Source organism: Prevotella sp. P5-64 (assembly GCF_002251285.1).
GTDB lineage: Bacteria > Bacteroidota > Bacteroidia > Bacteroidales > Bacteroidaceae > Prevotella.
In genome coordinates this window covers 22,891-39,761 of record NZ_NPJK01000003.1, presented here as the reverse complement: position 1 = coordinate 39,761, position 16,871 = coordinate 22,891, and the positions used below count along the sequence as shown (strand labels likewise).

Genomic DNA, 16,871 nt, shown 5'->3' with positions numbered 1-16,871 from the left:
TATGACATCCAATACTTCAGCCCAGCCCCTGCTGCTCACCCGCGCCGAGTGCAATGTACTGAGAGGTGTGGCCATCATTGGCATTTTCCTCCACAACTTCTGCCACTGGCTCAGCCCCATTGTCAAGGAGAACGAATACACCTTCGTGCGCCACAATGTGGATGTGCTCAACCAGGTACTGAGCCATCCCGACATCTATCTCCCTGTGCATCTGCTGTCGTTCTTCGGTCACTACGGCGTCCCGGTGTTCCTCTTCCTCAGTGCCTACGGTCTGGTGAAGAAGTATGAGGCTCCCGCCATTCCCGGAGATGGCTCCCGAGTGCCCGGTAGATGGCAGTTTGTGCGCTATCATTACCTGAAACTGCTGAAGATGATGATCGTGGGCTTCGTGGCGTTTGTCCTGGTCGACGCCGTCACCCCCGGCAGCTGGCATTACACCGTCACCCAGGTGCTGGCCCAGCTGGTTATGGTCAACAACCTGCTGCCCGACCCCGACCATCAGATATGGCCCGGACCCTACTGGTTCTTCGGACTGATGCTGCAGCTGTATATCGTCTATCGTCTGGTGCTCTGCCGCCGTCACTGGGGCGTGACCGTGGCGCTGATGGTGGTCTGCGTGGGACTGCAGTTGATGATGAGTCCCGAGGGAGATGCCATCAACCGTTACCGTTACAACTTCATGGGCGGTATGCTGCCCTTCGGCCTCGGTCTGCTCTATGCCCGCTATGGCGAAGGGCTGCGACAGGAACGCTGGTCGCCATCATTGTGGGGCGCAGGCTTCATCCTGTCGTGTCTGCTCACCTATGCCTGCAGCCTGTTGTTCAGCCTGTGGGCAGTGGCTCCCGCCATCATCTGCGTCGGAGCCATCTGTATGGTCAAGTGGATAGCCGGCTGGTGGCAGAGAGTGGGCCACCCCGTGCTTTACGGGCTCGAATGGATGGGCCAGATATCAGCAGCACTCTTCGTATGTCACCCCATAGTGCGCAAGATGCTTATCCCCATAAGTCGCCACGGCGACATCTACACCGGGTTGTTGCTCTACCTGATAGCCTCGATATGTCTGGCATGGCTCTTCCGCCTGCTGATGAACAAGATACCTAACCCTAAACTCTGAACGATGGACGCGAGACGAATAGAGTGGGCCAGCCTGTCGCGCTACCGCGGAGTGCTGATGGGCATTGCCATCATTATGATTGTGCTCTTCCACGTGGCACTGCCGCGGAGCAGCGCCTTCTTCGGGCTGAAGCGCATGGGCAACATGGGAGTGGACATCTTCTTTTTCCTGAGCGGTATCGGCTTGTGGTTCGCATGGACCAAGCGTCCCGAATTGCTCCATTTCTACCGTCGCCGCCTGCTGCGCATACTGCCGGCATGGCTGCTCGCATCGACGGCGTTCTATCTGCCCGACTATCTCGGACCGCGGCGGTTCTCGTCGTCATTACCCGACCTGATAGGCGACATTACCGTCAACTGGGACTTCTGGATACACGACGAACTGACGTTCTGGTACATCCCCGCCACACTGATGCTCTATCTGTGGGCACCCTGGTTCATGAGGCTGGTCATGCGCAACCGCTGGTGGAGCCTCCTGCCCGTGCTGATGATGGCCTGGTGTGTGGCGGTGCAGTATCTGCCGCCCGTACATCATGCCGTGGGACATATCGAGATATTCTGGAGCCGCGTGCCCATCTTCTTTATCGGCATCGTAGCCGGTCAGTGGGTCAAGGAGCAGTATGCCCTGCCCCGCGCCGCCCTGCCCGTGGTGGCTGTCACCGCCCTGCTCACGCTGGCACTCTGCATCGCGCTCGAGCAGACGGCACATGGGCGCTTCCCCATCTTCCTCGAACGCATGCTATACATCCCTCTTACCCTTGCAGCCACACTCTGGCTGTGCCATTACCTGCACTGCCTGCCCCAGAGGGTAGCTGCGGCGCTGACATTCGTAGGAGGAATAAGTCTGGAGATATACCTCCTGCACTGCCACTTCATCTTGAAGTACATAGAACCGCTGGCGCTGGGCTACTGGCCTACCGCCCTTCTCTGTTTGGCCATCACCATACCCCTGGCGTGGCTGATACATCAGTTGTTGAATGTAGTAATCAAACTCCTTAGGCTATGAGAGCTAAAATTATCGGTGCCCTGCGCGTCATACGTGTACGCCATTGGGTCAAAAACTTCTTCGTCTTCATCCCCATCTTCTTCGGTGGAGCCATCTTCGATGTCGACCAGCTCGGCGCAGGTGCCGTCACGTGGATGGCGTTCTGCTTTGCGGCGTCGGCCATCTACTGTCTCAACGACATCATCGACGTTGAGGCCGACCGAGCCCATCCCGTCAAGTGTAATCGCCCCATAGCTTCGGGCGCGATATCGGTGGGCGAGGCATACCTCATGATGGGAGTGATGGTGGCACTGTCTATGGCCATGCTGTCGCTGCTCACCGAGTGGAAGGCAGTGGGCGGAATAGTGGTGTTCTACCTGGTGCTCAACGTGCTCTACTGCATACGCCTCAAGGACAAGGCCATCATCGACGTGTGTATCGTGGCGTTCGGATTTGTGCTGCGCATCCTTGCCGGAGGTTTCGCCACCGACATCGTGCTGAGCAAGTGGATTGTGCTGATGACCTTCCTGCTCACCCTCTTCCTGAGCTTTGCCAAGCGGCGCGACGATGTGCTGCGTATGGAGGCCACGGGAGTGGCGCCGCGCAAGAATACCATCCGCTACAACCTCACCTTCATCAACCAGGCCATCACCATCACCGGCTCGGTGATGCTGGTATGCTATATCATGTACACCGTGTCGCCCGAGACCCTCGCCCATTTCCATAACGACTATCTCTACCTCACCAGTGTCTTCGTTTTGCTCGGTCTGTTGAGGTATATACAGATAGCGGTGGTAGACAAGAAGAGCGGCGACCCTACCAAGGTGATACTCAAAGACCGTTCGACCCAGCTCATCGTGGCTGCGTGGTTCCTGGCGTTCCTCTTCATCATCTATATCTGACCCATGCGCCAAGTCTTTGTCTTCGATTTCGACGGCACGCTTACCCATAGCGACACGCTGATAGCCTTTATCCGCCACGCCTGTGGCCGATGGGCGATGTTGTGGGGCTTTGCGCTCTGCTCGCCATGGATTGTACTGATGCTCATGCACCTCTATCCCAACTACAAAGCCAAGCAGAGGCTCTTTGCCCACTTCTTCGGCGGGTGGGAAGAGGCACGCTTCGATGCCGCCTGCCGCGATTTCGCCCGCAGCTATCGCCATCTGCTGCGCCAAGAGGGACTCCGCGAGTTGGGTAGGGCACTGACAGAGGGCGCCGAGGTGGCCATCGTGAGCGCCAGCATCGACAACTGGGTGGCGCCGTTCTTCGACGAGGTCGCCGGAACCCACCGCCGGCCTGTCGTGTTGGGCACCAAGGTCGAGACCCGCGATGGCAGACTCACCGGACGCTTTGCCACGCCCAACTGCTATGGTCCCGAGAAGGTGCGCCGTATCAGAGAGGTCTTTCCCGACCGCGACAATTATCATCTGACAGCCTTCGGCGACAGCCGGGGCGACAAAGAAATGTTAGACTATGCAGACCAAGGATACTACAAGCCCTTCAGATAACCGCCGACGCCAGACGGTGGGCGAGATTGTACGCTTTGGCATCGTGGGCATCATCGCCACCGCCATACAGTATGGTGTCTATTGGCTCTTGTTGCCCAGGCTGGCGCCCTCGTTGGCCATGACCATCGCCTATGCCATCAGCTTCGCGTTCAACTTCACCGCCTCCACCCGCTACACCTTCCGCGTCAAGGCCAGTGTGAGCCATGGCGCCGGCTTCGCCCTCTCCCATGCCGTCAACTATCTCCTGCAGATAGCCGTGCTCAATGTGGCGATATGGCTCGGTGTCGACGAGAGTTGGGCACCTATCCCCATGTTTGCCATCTGCGTCCCCGTCAACTTTATCCTGGTGAGATTTTTTCTCAAGAGGTAATGCCCACAGATTTACGTTACTGTCTATGACCCACAATCCTATCTCTACACTCATATCTCTGAGCCACCTGTTTCGGCTGCGCCGCGACGAGCGGTGGATGATGCTGGCTGTGGCGCTGCTGCTGGTGGCGCTCAACGCCCTCACCATCATCCATTACTACGGAGTCTTCACCCCGATTACCGACCATTACTGGAATCTCTTTGTTGGTAATTTCCACATCTCGGGCTTTGACCCTATATCCTATTATGTCGTCTCCAACTGGGACGCGCGATACAATGTGTACCGCCATCCGTTGTTGGCGTTTATGATGTGGGTACCTTATCTGCTCAACCAGGCGCTGATGTGGATGACCGGCATCAACTGTGCGCTCTTCATCATGACTGCCATCCAGGTGGCGGCGGCGTGGTATGCCTTCCTGTTCCTCTACCGTCTGCTGGTCGAGGTGATGGGACTCGCGCACACCGATGCCCGTCTGCTGTCGTTCTTCCTCTATTCCTTTGCCTTCGTCATGGTCACCGCCATGGTGCCCGACCACTTCGTGCTGTCCCTTTGCGTGCTGCTTATTGTCCTCTATTATTCGGGCTTACTTATCACGAGGCGCCTGCAGATGTCATTGCCAGCGGCGATAGTGCTGTTTGTGGTCACTGCCGGCATATCCCTCAACAACGGGCTAAAGGTCTTCCTCTCTGGCCTCGTGGTCAACGGACGCCGCTTCTTCCGCCCCAAGTTCCTGCTGCTTGCTGTGGTGGTTCCCGCCTTGGTCATCTGGGTCGGCGCACGCTATGAGTATCACTACCTCGTGGCTCCCGGCGAGAATGCCCGCCATGCGGCTATAGCCCAAAAGCGTGCCGAGCAGAAGCGGGAGGCACAGCTCAAGGCGCAGCAGCCGTCTCCTGCACAGCCAAGCCCAGCGGCAGCCAAGCCCAAATCCAAGCGCCAGCCCAAGAAAGGCAAGCCGTTCATGCAGGGTGAGTTTATGCGGTGGAGCGACAAGACCTCGCCGCGCGTGGCGTCGGTCGTGGAAAATCTCTTCGGCGAGTCCATCCAGCTGCACCCCGACTATTTGCTTCAGGACCAAAGCCGCTTCCGCCCCATGATTATCGAGTATCGCTGGGCGGTCAACTACGTCGTCGAGGCCATCATCGCCGCGCTCTTTCTGGCAGGCATCTGGATGGGTCGGCGCAACCGTCTGCTGTGGCTCTGTCTGTCGTGGTTCGGCCTCGATGTGCTGCTCCATGTCGGGATAGGCTTTGGGCTCAACGAGATATATATCATGACTGCCCACTGGATATTCGTCATCCCCGTGGCGATGGCTGCGCTGCTGGCCCGACCCACCCGCTGGCGTCCCCTCTGCCGTGGTGTCATCGTGGCACTTACCCTCTGGCTCTATGCCTATAATGGTTATCACATCGTCAAATACATGCTATGCTGAAAATGTTCAAGATAAAACCCACCGAGCGGCTCGTCGCCGTGGTGGCTTTCGTGGTGATAGCGACGCTCAATGCCCTCGTCGTCGTCCAGTATTTCCCGCAGTTGTCTGCCCTTGGTGTCAACTATCACGACATGGCTCGCGACACGTTCCACATGTCAGGTTTCGACGCGTGGAGCTACTCCGTGGTGTCCGAGTGGAGCGGTTGGCAGTATAATATCATACGCCACCCGCTGCTTGCCATCTTCATGTACGTGCCATACCTTATCAACCAGGCCCTCATCTGGCTCACGGGCGTCAACTGTGCCGTCATCGTGGTGGCAGTGGTCGAGGTGTTCTTCGGGTTCTACGGCACCGTGTTCTTCTTCCGCATCATGCGCGAAATCGTGGGGCTCACCCGCTCCGATGCGTGGCTCCTCATGGCCTTCTTCTACTCGATGGCGTATATCATGCTCACCGTGATGGTGCCCGACCATTTCAACCTCACCCTCTGCATGATGATGGTGGTGCTCTATGTGGCTGGCCGACAGTTGCAGACGGGCGCCGCGATGAAGATATGGCAGACGGTGGTGATGTTCTTCCTCATGGCGGGCGTGTCGCTCAACAATGGCGTCAAGGTCTTTCTCTCGGCGCTCTTCGTCAACGGCCGCCGTCTCTTCCGGTGGCGCTACATGCTGCTCGCCATAGCCCTGCCGTCGGCGCTGATATGGGGCGTCGCCAAGTTGGAACACCACACTTGGGCAGAGCCTTTAGAGATAGCCGCCAAGGCCAAGCTCAAGGCACAGGACAAGGCGTTCCGCGACAGCCTCTATAGGGCTTATGCCGACACAGCCACTACCCACGACCCCCGACTTATCCAGCAGGGAGTCAACAAGATACTCCGCCGTCTGGCTCAGGAGAAATACCGCCGCAACCATGCCAATCCCAAGATTGGCGACCCCATGTCCAAGAAGGGATTTATGGCCTGGACCGACCGCAGTACCGACCGCTGGGCGAGCATTGTCGAAAACCTCTTTGGCGAGTCCATCCAGCTCCACCGCAATGTCCTCCTCCAGGATATCCTCAAGGACAACCGTCCTATGATAGTCCCCTACGATCACTGGGGCTACTACTGCGTCGAGGCTCTTGTCGCCCTGCTCTTTGCAGCGGGCATCTGGGCGTCGCGCCGCAGCCGTTTCTTCTGGATGGCATTCTCCTGGTTCGCCTTCGACATGTTTGTCCATATCGTCTTGGGCTTCGGCATCAACGAGGTGTATATCATGACCGCCCAGTGGGCCTTCATCATCCCGCTCGCCATGGCCTACCTGCTCCGTTCTGCCCATGGCCGCATGGGCGTGGCGGTGCGCGCTGTCACCATCATGCTCGCCCTTTGGCTGTGGGTTTACAATGGCAGTCTCATCGTGGGCTACCTCACCTGAACCATGCCCCCTATATATAATAAGGTATAGTATGGCGGGCTGCCGACCATCGCCGAATATGCTAAAGTGCTGAATGGGAGCGTAAAATAAACTGACAATTCCTTTGCTGTTTATCTGAATTTTAGTAACTTTGCAGCCGAAATGTACAATTTGGCACCTTTGAAAATCGACTTGAAAGGTTTGCAAGAAGGTTTGACCACCGTCGACATCAAACTTGACGACGCTTTTTTTGAGGCCATTGAGGCCCCGGATATTAAGCGTGGTCAGCTTGATTTGCGATTGACTGTCAGCCGGAATGAGAGCTTCTTTGAGTTGATGTTTGATATAAAAGGTCAGGTTATAGTACCTTGCGACCTGTGTCTCGACGACATGCTTCAGCCTGTCGCCTGTGACGAGAGGCTCGTAGTCAAATTTGGGGACGAATACTCCGAAGACGATGACCTTGTGACTGTCAACGAGGACGAAGGAATACTCGATGTCGCATGGTTTGTCTACGAATTTATCGTTCTGAATATCCCTATCAGGCATGTGCATGCACCTGGAAAATGCAACCCTGCCATGATGAAGGTTCTTGATGAACTTTCCACCTCCCGAAGTGGTGAAGAGGATGAAGAGCATAACGTAGACCCTCGTTGGGAGGCCCTTAGGCAACTGAATATTAAAGATTAAATTAAAAATTACACAACAATGGCACATCCTAAAAGAAGACAGTCGAAGACTCGTACACTTAAGAGAAGAACTCATGACAAGGCAGTAGCTCCTACACTCGCCGTATGTCCTAACTGTGGCGCTTACTATGTATATCATACCGTTTGCAGTACTTGCGGTTACTATCGTGGTAAAGTAGCTGTTGTTAAGGAAACAGCTGAATAATGGAGAAAATAAACGCAATTATCACAGGCATTGGTGGTTACGTGCCCGACTATATCCTCACCAATGAGGAGTTGTCGCGCATGGTCGATACCAGCGATGAATGGATAATGACTCGCGTTGGCATCAAGGAGCGCCGCATCCTCACCGAGGAAGGTCTTGGCACCAGCTATCTGGCTCGCAAGGCAGCCAAGCAGCTTATCGCCAAGACAGGCGTTGATCCTGATACCATCGACGCACTTATCGTTACCACCACCACTCCTGACTACAAGTTCCCTTCTACCGCGTCGATTGTGGTAGGCAAGTTGGGGCTGAAGAACGCTTTCGCCTTCGACTTTGAGGCTGCTTGTTGCGGATTCCTCTACTCGCTCGATGTAGCTGCATCGATGATTCAGAGTGGTCGCTACAAGAAGATAATCGTTATCGGTGCCGACAAGATGTCTTCACTGATTGATTATACCGACCGCCAGACATGCGTGCTCTTCGGCGATGGCGCTGGCGCAGTACTGGTCGAGGCTACTACAGAGGAAGGTGTGGGTGTGCAGAACTCCTATCTGCGCACTGATGGCAAGGGCCTTCCCTTCCTTCACATGAAGGCAGGTGGCTCGGTTTGTCCTGCATCTCATTTCACCGTCGATCATCGTCTGCACTACCTCTATCAGGAGGGCCGCACCGTGTTCCGCTATGCGGTAACCAACATGAGCGACGACGTGCTGGAGATACTCAAGCGCAACAACCTCAAGGGCGAGGATGTCGATTGGGTTGTACCTCACGAGGCCAACCTCCGCATCATCGAGGCTGTAGCCAAGCGTGCCGAGCTCAATCTCGACCGCGTGATGATCAATATCGACCATTATGGCAACACCAGTGCCGCCACCATTCCATTGGCCCTTTGGGACAATGAGCATCTGCTCAAGAAGGGCGACAAGATTGTGTTCACCGCCTTTGGTGCCGGCTTCGTTCATGGAGCCTCATACTACAAGTGGGCTTACAACGGCTCGGATGTAGCAAAGAAGTAAACAGCATACCACTCTTTTTGTGGTCAATCATAAAAGCGTGTAGACAAAGCCAACCGGCAATGTCGACACGCTTTTTTTGTTCCCAAGCGCCGCCGCCTGCGGCACCCGTTCCCTCATCTTCTTCCCGATTTCCCCATAGCTTTTCACAACCAAGTGGATGGCCGCAGCGTAGTACCCCGATGGCAATGCGCTGCCTGGCGATGGCAATGCGCTGCCTGCTGATGGCAATGCGCTGCCTGCCGATGGCAATACGCTGCCTGCCGATGACAATGCGCAGTCTTCTGCTGCCCGTACTGAGTACACGGATAGCCGCAGCGTAGCACGCCGATGGTCTTTGCGATACTCCAGATGACCTTTGTCAGTCTCGTGACCATCTCTGCAGAATTTATGACCATCCCGGCGAGCGCCGAGACCACCTTTGGCGGCTCGTGTCGGAAGGCACGAGCATCCGCACCGTCCGATACGAGCATCCGTTTCGTCCGATACGAGCTTCCGCGTCGTCCGATACGAGCCCGTCAACGTGGTGACGGCGTTGGCAGTCATGCACTTTACTCTTTTGAGGATTATGGCGGGGAGGGTCGGTGCGCTGAGTAAAAATTTCTGTGGTATGGTGGGTGCGAGCAATGTGGTGGCGGGGAGGGTCGGTGCGCTGAGTAGAAATTTCTGTGGTATGGTGGGTGCGAGCAAAGTGGTGGCGGTGATGGTCGGTGCATAGGCGGGGGCTATCAGCGTGGCTTTGGGCTTAGTCTAATCGACCACCCTCGTGTCTATGCTCGTCAGCTCGGGGTAGTCGGTGCGCTCGCGGCGCGTGAGCTTCTTGACCACTTCGCCGTAGCTGTGGCGCACCATGCTCTCTATCATCGTGTCGGGGAGGAGGGCGTCGAGCGCCACCTGGTTCCAGTGCTTCTTGTTCATGTGGTAGGCGCCGGCTATGCCCTCATGGCGTTCGCGCAGGGCTATGGCCAGTTCGGGGTCGCACTTGAGGCTCACCAGCGTGGGGCGCTCCAGGTCGGTGAGCGCAAATATCCTACCCCTCACGCGGAAGACCAGCGTGGTGTCGCCGAAGGGCATGTCTTCGGTCACCAGAGGCAGCGAGAGACAATAGTCGCGTAGTTGTTCGATGTCCATGATATACAGTTGCTTGTGTGATAAGAGTTAATATAGCGGTTCGATGTCATCGCCGCAGAGACAGTCGATGAAGTATCGGGCAATGCGTGGGCCGCTGACGTGCTCAATAGCCCATTGGCGGCGCCATTGACGGTCGGCGCGTATGCTGTCGAGGCGGCAGTGGCAGTTGGCGATGATGCGCGCCAGTCTTTTGGCGTCGCCGGCATGAAAGACCCTGCCCAACCTGCTGTCGCCCAGCAGGTCGGCAGCGCCACAGGCATCGCTCACGATGACATAGCTGCCAGCAAGCAGCGCCTCGTTGACCACCGCTCCCCAGCCGTCGTAGACGCTCGGCAGCACCAGCACGTCGCTCTTGCCCATCCACTCTGCCATGCGGTTGTGGGCCACCGTGCCCACCATGTCGATGCGGTTGGCGAGACAGTGGGTAGCGATAAACTGCTGCAAGCTGCGCCGCTGACTGCCGTTGCCTATGATGTCGAGATGGAAAGCCACTGCGGCGTCGCCATCTCTGGTCATCAGCAGACTCTTGAGCAGCGTGAGCGGAGCCTTGTACCACTCCAGCGAGCCCGCAAACAGCAGCCGCAGCCGCTGGTCATGGGGTGGGGGCGTGGCGATGACGGGCGTCTCGGTGCAGTAGGCAAACCGGCTCACCTGCCAGTGCTTGCTGACCGAGCCGAAATAGTCGGCCGCCATCGCGCCTATCGCAAACACGCGCTCTATATGTCCGGCGTATCTCCTGTCGCGCAGCATGAAGCGCAGGCGGTGCAGCCACAGCGGCTTGCCGTTGGCCAGCCCCAGGGCGTAGGTGTTGGGGCGCTCAGACATCATGGCACGCCTCACGGGGTAGACTATGCTCAGCCGGAGGCAATGGAACACGTAGCCGAAGGCTCTGATGCCCATGAATATATGCCAGCTCTCCGCCGCCCTCTGGTCCAGCAGCCGGCGTATGTCGTCGTCGCCGGGATGCAGATAGATGCGGCACGTGCGGTTGTTGGCGTCGTAGAGCGAGTCCCACCCCATCTGCCGGCGCTCGGGGGGCACGTCGACCTCTGCCACCACCACCACCTCGTCTACGCGAGGGTCGTCGGCGAGCCTGGTGATAAACGGCATCTGGTGGGGGCTTATACAGTTTTGCCAGAACACTATTCGCATAATCCTGTCTCCTTTCTTATCCATCGGTCAAACACCTCTGCGCGCGCCTGCCATGTGTGGCGGCTGGCGTCGATGCCCAGTCGGGTCGTGCCAGAGTCTATCAGCTTCCCTATCTGATGCGCCATGTCGTCGGCGTCGCCAGGCTGGTAGTATACGCCCTTGTCGCCCAGCGTGGCGAGCGGCTCTCCCACACGGCAGGTGACGATGGGGTGGTCGTAGGGCAGATACATATAGAGCTTGCTGGGACACCGCGCCCAGTCTTGAGGCGTGTCGTGCATCGGCGAGATAAAGGCGTCGGCGAGCGAGAAGTAGAAGTCTATCTCCTCTTCGCTCACGTATCCCGTGAGCATGATGTGGCGCTCCATGCCCCGCTCCCGTATTCTCCTGCGCACCTCGTCCTCGGCGTCGCCGCGACCCATGAGGATGAGCAGCACCTCGGGGTGGCTGCTGCGCAGACGGTCTATGGCGTCGGTCATGGTCAGCGCGCCATAGTTGTCGGTGAGGCTGCCCATGTAGCAGCATATCCATCGCCCGGCATAGCGCCCGTCGGCCACCGTGGTGCGGTCTATAACCATGGGGTGGCACACGGCGGTGTTGTAGGCGTAGGGCAGGTAGAGCCGGTGCGTGCGGCACAGCATGCGGTGCGCCCGGCGCCCGAAGATGTCCATCAGATAGCGGCTGGCGCAGACCAGCGCGTCGGCCTGGACTATCGACCACAGCTCCATAGCCATCACCTTGAGCCACATCAGTCCGTGTACGTCGGCATTGTGAGACGCCAGCTCCGAGTGCTCCACCACCCGTCGGCAGCCCCGCGGCGCGGCTACCATGTTGCGCACCACCGGCGCGCTGATGTAGAGCACGTCGGGATGCAGCCGGGCTACGATGGCGCTCTTGGTCCTTATCTCGTCTGTCGCCGAGTGCTGGCGGAAGAACACCAGTTCTGTGGCGTCACCACACTCCAATGCCGCGCGGTGGCGGTTCTCGGCGGTGTCTTCCAGGACTACCGCCACCTTCCATCCCAGTCCATCGAGCGGACGCGCCATGCCCAGCGCGCGCTTGGCGGTGGCGTTGACGCGTATGTCGCCCGTGGTGACAAAACATATCTTAGGTTGCATAATCACTCTGTTGTCTGCAAGCAAAGTTATCTTTTTTCTCCCTCTCTGCCAAGCATCTCCCCGACTATTTTGTCGTGGGCGGCGATATTTCTCTGCCCGCCTATGGGTGAGCCCGACGCGCAGAGGGATGGGGCAAAGGCGTCGGCAAGCACTTTTTTGACCCCTTGCAGACTACTTTTTTGCCTCTCAGTGCCTCTATCTCAGGATTTATGGTTAATTTTGCAGCCTATTTTGGATGTAACTATGCACAAAGCAGGATTTGTAAATATCGTAGGCAACCCCAACGTGGGTAAATCTACGCTGATGAACCAGCTCGTAGGCGAGCGCATCAGCATCGCCACTTTCAAGGCCCAGACCACCCGTCACCGCATCATGGGCATCGTCAACGACGACGACTGCCAGATAGTCTTCTCTGATACTCCCGGAGTGCTCAAGCCCAACTACAAGATGCAGGAGATGATGCTGGCCTTCTCGGAGTCGGCCCTTGCCGATGCCGACGTACTGCTCTATGTCACCGACGTGGTGGAAAATCCCGAGAAGAACGCCGACTTCCTCGCCAAGGTGGCCAAGATGACCATACCCGTGCTGCTGCTCATCAACAAGATAGACCAGAGCGACCAGAAGACCCTCGGCGACATCGTGGAGCGCTGGCACGCGCTGCTGCCCAATGCAGAGATACTGCCCGTGTCGGCCAAAAACAAGTTTGGCACCGCCCCGCTGATGAAGCGCATCAAAGAACTGCTGCCCGAGTCGCCCGCCTATTTCGGCAAAGACCAGCTCACCGACAAGCCCGCCCGCTTCTTTGTCTCCGAAATCATCCGCGAGAAGATTCTCCTGTATTATGACAAGGAGATACCCTACTCAGTAGAGGTCGCAGTGGAACGCTTCAAGGAGACCGACACCAATATACATATCAACGCTGTCATCTATGTGGAGCGCGACTCACAGAAAGGCATCGTAATCGGGCATCAGGGCGTGGCGCTCAAGAAGGTAAGCAGCGAGGCGCGCAAGGCCCTGGAGAAGTTCTTCGACAAGAAAATCTTCCTCGAGGTCTTTGTCAAGGTCGACAAGGACTGGCGCAACTCCCAGCGCGAACTGAACAACTTCGGGTACAACCCCGAATAATATATCACTCCCCCCTGATGAGACGTAGGGGGTACTCTCGCCGACCAAGGGCGAGGGCCGGAGAATGTTAAACTTCAGCAAAACAAACAAACACAGAAATGGCAAATTTAGTAGCTATCGTAGGTCGCCCCAACGTGGGCAAATCTACTCTCTTCAACCGACTCACGCAGAGTCGGCACGCCATAGTGAGCGACACGGCTGGTACTACGCGTGACCGCCAGTATGGCAAATGTTCATGGAATGGAAAAGAATTTTCGGTAGTCGATACCGGTGGATGGGTAGTCAACTCTGACGACGTCTTCGAGGACGCCATCCGCAAGCAGGTGCTCGTCGCCACCGAAGAGGCCGACCTGGTGCTCTTCCTGGTAGATGTCGAGACCGGTCTCACCGACTGGGACGAGGATGTGGCGCTCATCCTGCGCCGTGCCAAGCTGCCCGTAATCCTTGTGGCTAACAAGGTAGACAACAGTGCCGAATACTATGAGGCTGCCGAGTTCTACAGCCTCGGTCTGGGCGATCCCTTCTGCATCAGCGCCGCCACCGGTGGCGGTACGGGCGACCTGCTCGACACCATCCTCGACCGTCTGCCCTTGGAGGCCAAGGAGGATGTGGAAGACGACATCCCCCGCTTTGCCGTCGTAGGCCGACCCAATGCCGGCAAGAGCAGCATCATCAATGCCTTCATCGGCGAAGACCGCAACATCGTCACCGAGATTGCCGGCACCACCCGCGACAGTATCTACACACGGTTTGACAAGTTTGGCTTTGACTTCTATCTCGTCGATACCGCCGGTATACGCCGCAAGAACAAGGTGTCTGAGGACCTGGAGTTCTACTCCGTGATGCGCTCCATCCGTGCCATCGAGCACAGCGATGTCTGCATCCTGATGATTGACGCCACCCGAGGCATCGAGGCGCAGGATATGAACATCTTCCAGCTCATCCAGAAGAACAACAAGTCGCTCGTGGTGGTGGTCAATAAGTGGGACCTCGTGGCCAACAAGGACCAGAAGGTCATCGATACCTTCACCAACGCCATACGCAACCGCATGGCTCCCTTTGTCGATTTCCCCATCATCTTTGCTTCGGCCCTTACCAAGCAGCGCATCTTCCGCGTGCTCGAGACCGCCAAGGAGGTCTACCAGAACCGCAAGGCCCACGTCGGAACATCCAAGCTCAACGAGGTGATGCTGCCTATCATCGAGGCTACGCCCCCCCCATCGACCAAAGGCAAGTATATCAAAATCAAGTACTGTACGCAGTTGCCCAACACGCAAATCCCTTCGTTTGTGTTCTATGCCAATCTGCCCCAGTATATCAAGGAGCCTTACCGTCGCTTCCTCGAGAACAAGATACGCGAAAACTGGTCTATGCACGGATGCCCCATCAACGTGTTCATACGCCAGAAATAATAACCATAGTCTGCCCCCGGCCTTGTGTCGGGGGAAGATGCAATCACCGTCAACGTGCGCAAACTGATATTCACACTCGCGGCTGTAGTGGCCGTGCTCTTCGTGGCTTGTGGCCCTGAGCCCAAGTCCGACGACGTGGTGGCGCAGACCGCCAAGGTCTATTACGACCATCTGCTCCATGGCCGGTATGACCACTTTGTCGACGGCACTTACCGCCCCGACAGTATTCCCGACAGCTATCGCGAACAGCTCATCGCCAATGCCCGTATGTATGTGGCCCAGCAGCAGAAGGAGCGTGGCGGCATCTGTGACGTCGCTGCCGTAGGCGCTCTGGTCGACACTGCGCGCCATCAGGGCAACGCCTTTGTGATGCTCACCTTCGCCGACAGCACCCGCGAGGAGATTGTGGTGCCAATGGTGTACCACAATGGGGTGTGGTATATGCGCTAAGCGGTCTCGGGCGAGTCTCGGGCAGACTTGGGCTGCGTGAGGGGCGTGAGGTGCCGACGGCATCTGTCATCACCCGTATAAACAAGCAAGAGGAAACGGCAGTCCGTTTCCTCTTGTCTTTTCTATAGCCCTGCTCCAAAGCGGGCAGAGGCATTGTTGTTCTCCTATACCTTATTATATATGGGCTGTGGCCCAGTCAGACGATGCCCATGCTGCGGGCCTTCTCCATGAGTAGCGCCATGAGCGGTTCGCGCTCGTTGGGCACGCGGTTGTCGAGCACGGCGTCTTTCAGCGTCTGCTTGAGGGTGCCTACCTCGCGGCTGGGCTGCAGATGAAACATCTCCATAATCTCGTTGCCGTCGATGACAGGCTGCAGCAAGCGCTTGTAGTCGCGCTCCTTGAGGTCGGCGAGCTTCACGCGCACGGCGGCGAAGTTGTCGAGGAAGCGCTGCTTGCGCTCATGGTTCTTGCTGGTGATGTCGGCCTCGCAGAGTATCATCAGGTCGTCGATGTCGTCGCCAGCGTCATTGATGAGTCGTCTCACGGCGCTGTCGGTCACCTCTTCGTCGGCTATCACGATGGGGCGCATGTGCAGGTCCACCATCTTCTGGACATACTTCATCTTGGCGTCCATAGGCAGCTTGAGTCTGCGGAAGAGCGGGGGCACCATCTTGGCGCCTATGAAGTTGTGGTTGTGGAATGTCCATCCCTGCAGAGGGTCCCAGCGCTTCGACTTGGTCTTGCCTATGTCGTGGAGCAAGGCTGCCCAGCGCAGCCAGATGTTGTCGGAGTGGCGCGCCACATTGTCCAGAACCTCGAGAGTGTGGTAGAAATTGTTCTTGTGCTTCTTGCCGTTGCGTGTCTCCACAATGTCGAGATTGGTAAGTTCGGGCATGAGTATCTGGAGCAGGCCGCAGCGGTGCAGGTCTACAAATCCCTTGCTCGGGGTGGGCGTGGCCATAATCTTGTTGAGCTCCTCCATGACGCGCTCGCCGCTGATAATCTTGATGCGCTCGGCATTGCGGCCCAGGGCGTCGAAGGTCTCGTCTTCGATGTAGAAGTTGAGCTGGGTGGCAAACCTGATGCAGCGCAGCATGCGCAACGGGTCGTCAGAGAAGGTGATGTCGGGGTCGAGGGGGGTGCGTATGATGCCGTCCTCCATATCGTACACGCCGTCAAAGGGGTCTACGAGCTCGCCGAAGCGGTCGTGGTTGAGGCAGATGGCAAGGGCGTTGATGGTGAAGTCGCGTCTGTTCTGGTCGTCTTCCAGCGTTCCGTCCTCGACATGAGGCTTGCGGCTGTCGTGGCTGTAGCTTTCCTTGCGCGCACCCACAAATTCTACCTCGAGGTCGCGGTACTTCACCTGTGCGGTGCCGAAGTTGCGGAATACCGACAGATGCGCCTTTCGTCCCAGTTGGCCCTTGAGTTCTTCGGCCACACGGATGCCGCTTCCCACGACCACCACGTCGATGTCATTGGAAGCCCGCTCCAGAAACAGGTCGCGCACGTATCCGCCCACCACATAGCACTCCATGTGCAGGTGGTCTGCCACGCGGCCGATGGTCTTGAATATATCCTTGTCAAGTAGCTGAGCCAGCTCAGCGTCAGTATAATTTCTCATAATCTATGTCTGCTGAGGCGCGCCGTTACCTGGCGTCGCCGATAGGTTACTGCAAAGTTACTCATTTTAAGCCGTCCTCGCAAGTGGATGGCTGAAAATCTCACCCCTGCTGGCTTGCGGGCGTCCTGGTTGCGGTCACAGACTGTGCCGGGTGGG

General features: G+C 57.3%; 17 protein-coding genes. 13 read left to right on the top strand and 4 right to left on the bottom strand.

Features of this window, described 5'->3' with window-relative positions:
• Position 1 precedes the first annotated feature (1 nt).
• The 10 genes from CIK87_RS00405 (at position 2) to CIK87_RS00360 (ending at position 8,712) form a co-directional block, all read left to right on the top strand.
• On the top strand, positions 2-1,114 hold the full coding sequence (locus CIK87_RS00405; protein WP_094384514.1) for an acyltransferase: 1,113 nt from the start codon (positions 2-4) through the stop codon (positions 1,112-1,114).
• Positions 1,115-1,117: 3 nt separating this feature from the next.
• Positions 1,118-2,119, top strand: a complete 1,002-nt coding sequence (locus tag CIK87_RS00400) for an acyltransferase (protein ID WP_094384512.1) — start codon at positions 1,118-1,120, stop codon at positions 2,117-2,119.
• Entirely contained in the window at positions 2,116-3,000 is an 885-nt protein-coding gene (locus CIK87_RS00395; protein ID WP_094384510.1) for a decaprenyl-phosphate phosphoribosyltransferase, read from the top strand. Before CIK87_RS00400 ends, CIK87_RS00395 begins: the two co-directional genes overlap by 4 nt.
• A gap of 3 nt (positions 3,001-3,003) precedes the next feature.
• Positions 3,004-3,606, top strand: coding sequence for an HAD family hydrolase (locus tag CIK87_RS00390; protein WP_094384508.1), 603 nt, complete (start codon positions 3,004-3,006; stop codon positions 3,604-3,606).
• The gene (locus CIK87_RS00385; protein ID WP_094384506.1) at positions 3,572-3,976 is read left to right on the top strand and encodes a GtrA family protein; all 405 of its coding nucleotides are present in this window, start codon (positions 3,572-3,574) and stop codon (positions 3,974-3,976) included. The genes CIK87_RS00390 and CIK87_RS00385 overlap by 35 nt, the downstream gene beginning before the upstream one ends.
• 25 nt (positions 3,977-4,001) lie before the next feature.
• On the top strand, positions 4,002-5,408 hold the full coding sequence (locus CIK87_RS00380) for a DUF6080 domain-containing protein (RefSeq protein WP_094384504.1): 1,407 nt from the start codon (positions 4,002-4,004) through the stop codon (positions 5,406-5,408).
• Between the two features lie 2 nt (positions 5,409-5,410).
• On the top strand, positions 5,411-6,823 hold the full coding sequence (locus tag CIK87_RS00375; RefSeq protein ID WP_094384502.1) for a DUF6080 domain-containing protein: 1,413 nt from the start codon (positions 5,411-5,413) through the stop codon (positions 6,821-6,823).
• A 141-nt stretch (positions 6,824-6,964) separates the two neighbouring features.
• Positions 6,965-7,492: a DUF177 domain-containing protein gene (locus CIK87_RS00370; protein WP_094384500.1), complete on the top strand. Its 528-nt coding sequence runs from the start codon at positions 6,965-6,967 to the stop codon at positions 7,490-7,492.
• A gap of 18 nt (positions 7,493-7,510) precedes the next feature.
• A complete protein-coding gene (gene rpmF / locus CIK87_RS00365; protein ID WP_022309808.1) occupies positions 7,511-7,696 on the top strand; it encodes a 50S ribosomal protein L32 in 186 nt (61 codons plus the stop codon).
• The gene (locus CIK87_RS00360) at positions 7,696-8,712 is read left to right on the top strand and encodes a beta-ketoacyl-ACP synthase III (RefSeq protein ID WP_094384498.1); all 1,017 of its coding nucleotides are present in this window, start codon (positions 7,696-7,698) and stop codon (positions 8,710-8,712) included. The genes rpmF and CIK87_RS00360 overlap by 1 nt, the downstream gene beginning before the upstream one ends.
• A gap of 747 nt (positions 8,713-9,459) precedes the next feature.
• On the opposite strand, the gene CIK87_RS00355 is transcribed toward CIK87_RS00360, so the two are convergent.
• The 3 genes from CIK87_RS00355 to CIK87_RS00345 are packed head-to-tail and all read right to left on the bottom strand — an operon-like array spanning position 9,460 to position 12,107.
• The gene (locus CIK87_RS00355) at positions 9,460-9,840 is read right to left on the bottom strand and encodes an MmcQ/YjbR family DNA-binding protein (protein ID WP_094384496.1); all 381 of its coding nucleotides are present in this window, start codon (positions 9,838-9,840) and stop codon (positions 9,460-9,462) included.
• Positions 9,841-9,867: 27 nt separating this feature from the next.
• Positions 9,868-10,992, bottom strand: coding sequence for a glycosyltransferase family 4 protein (locus CIK87_RS00350; protein WP_216822750.1), 1,125 nt, complete (start codon positions 10,990-10,992; stop codon positions 9,868-9,870).
• Complete coding sequence (locus tag CIK87_RS00345) at positions 10,983-12,107, bottom strand: glycosyltransferase family 4 protein (protein WP_094384492.1); 1,125 nt, start codon at positions 12,105-12,107, stop codon at positions 10,983-10,985. Before CIK87_RS00345 ends, CIK87_RS00350 begins: the two co-directional genes overlap by 10 nt.
• Before the next feature lie 243 nt (positions 12,108-12,350).
• Between CIK87_RS00345 and era the strand changes: the two genes are divergently transcribed.
• The 3 genes from era to CIK87_RS00330 all read left to right on the top strand — a co-directional run bounded on the left by era (position 12,351) and on the right by CIK87_RS00330 (position 15,094).
• The gene (gene era / locus CIK87_RS00340; RefSeq protein WP_022309803.1) at positions 12,351-13,232 is read left to right on the top strand and encodes a GTPase Era; all 882 of its coding nucleotides are present in this window, start codon (positions 12,351-12,353) and stop codon (positions 13,230-13,232) included.
• 98 nt (positions 13,233-13,330) lie between these two features.
• Complete coding sequence (der, locus tag CIK87_RS00335) at positions 13,331-14,644, top strand: ribosome biogenesis GTPase Der (protein WP_094384490.1); 1,314 nt, start codon at positions 13,331-13,333, stop codon at positions 14,642-14,644.
• A 54-nt stretch (positions 14,645-14,698) separates the two neighbouring features.
• Positions 14,699-15,094 (top strand): hypothetical protein, encoded by a 396-nt coding sequence (locus CIK87_RS00330; RefSeq protein WP_094384533.1) that lies wholly within the window; start codon positions 14,699-14,701, stop codon positions 15,092-15,094.
• Between the two features lie 196 nt (positions 15,095-15,290).
• On the opposite strand, the gene CIK87_RS00325 is transcribed toward CIK87_RS00330, so the two are convergent.
• Positions 15,291-16,715, bottom strand: a complete 1,425-nt coding sequence (locus CIK87_RS00325) for a CCA tRNA nucleotidyltransferase (protein WP_022309800.1) — start codon at positions 16,713-16,715, stop codon at positions 15,291-15,293.
• Between the last annotated feature and the right edge of the window lie 156 nt (positions 16,716-16,871).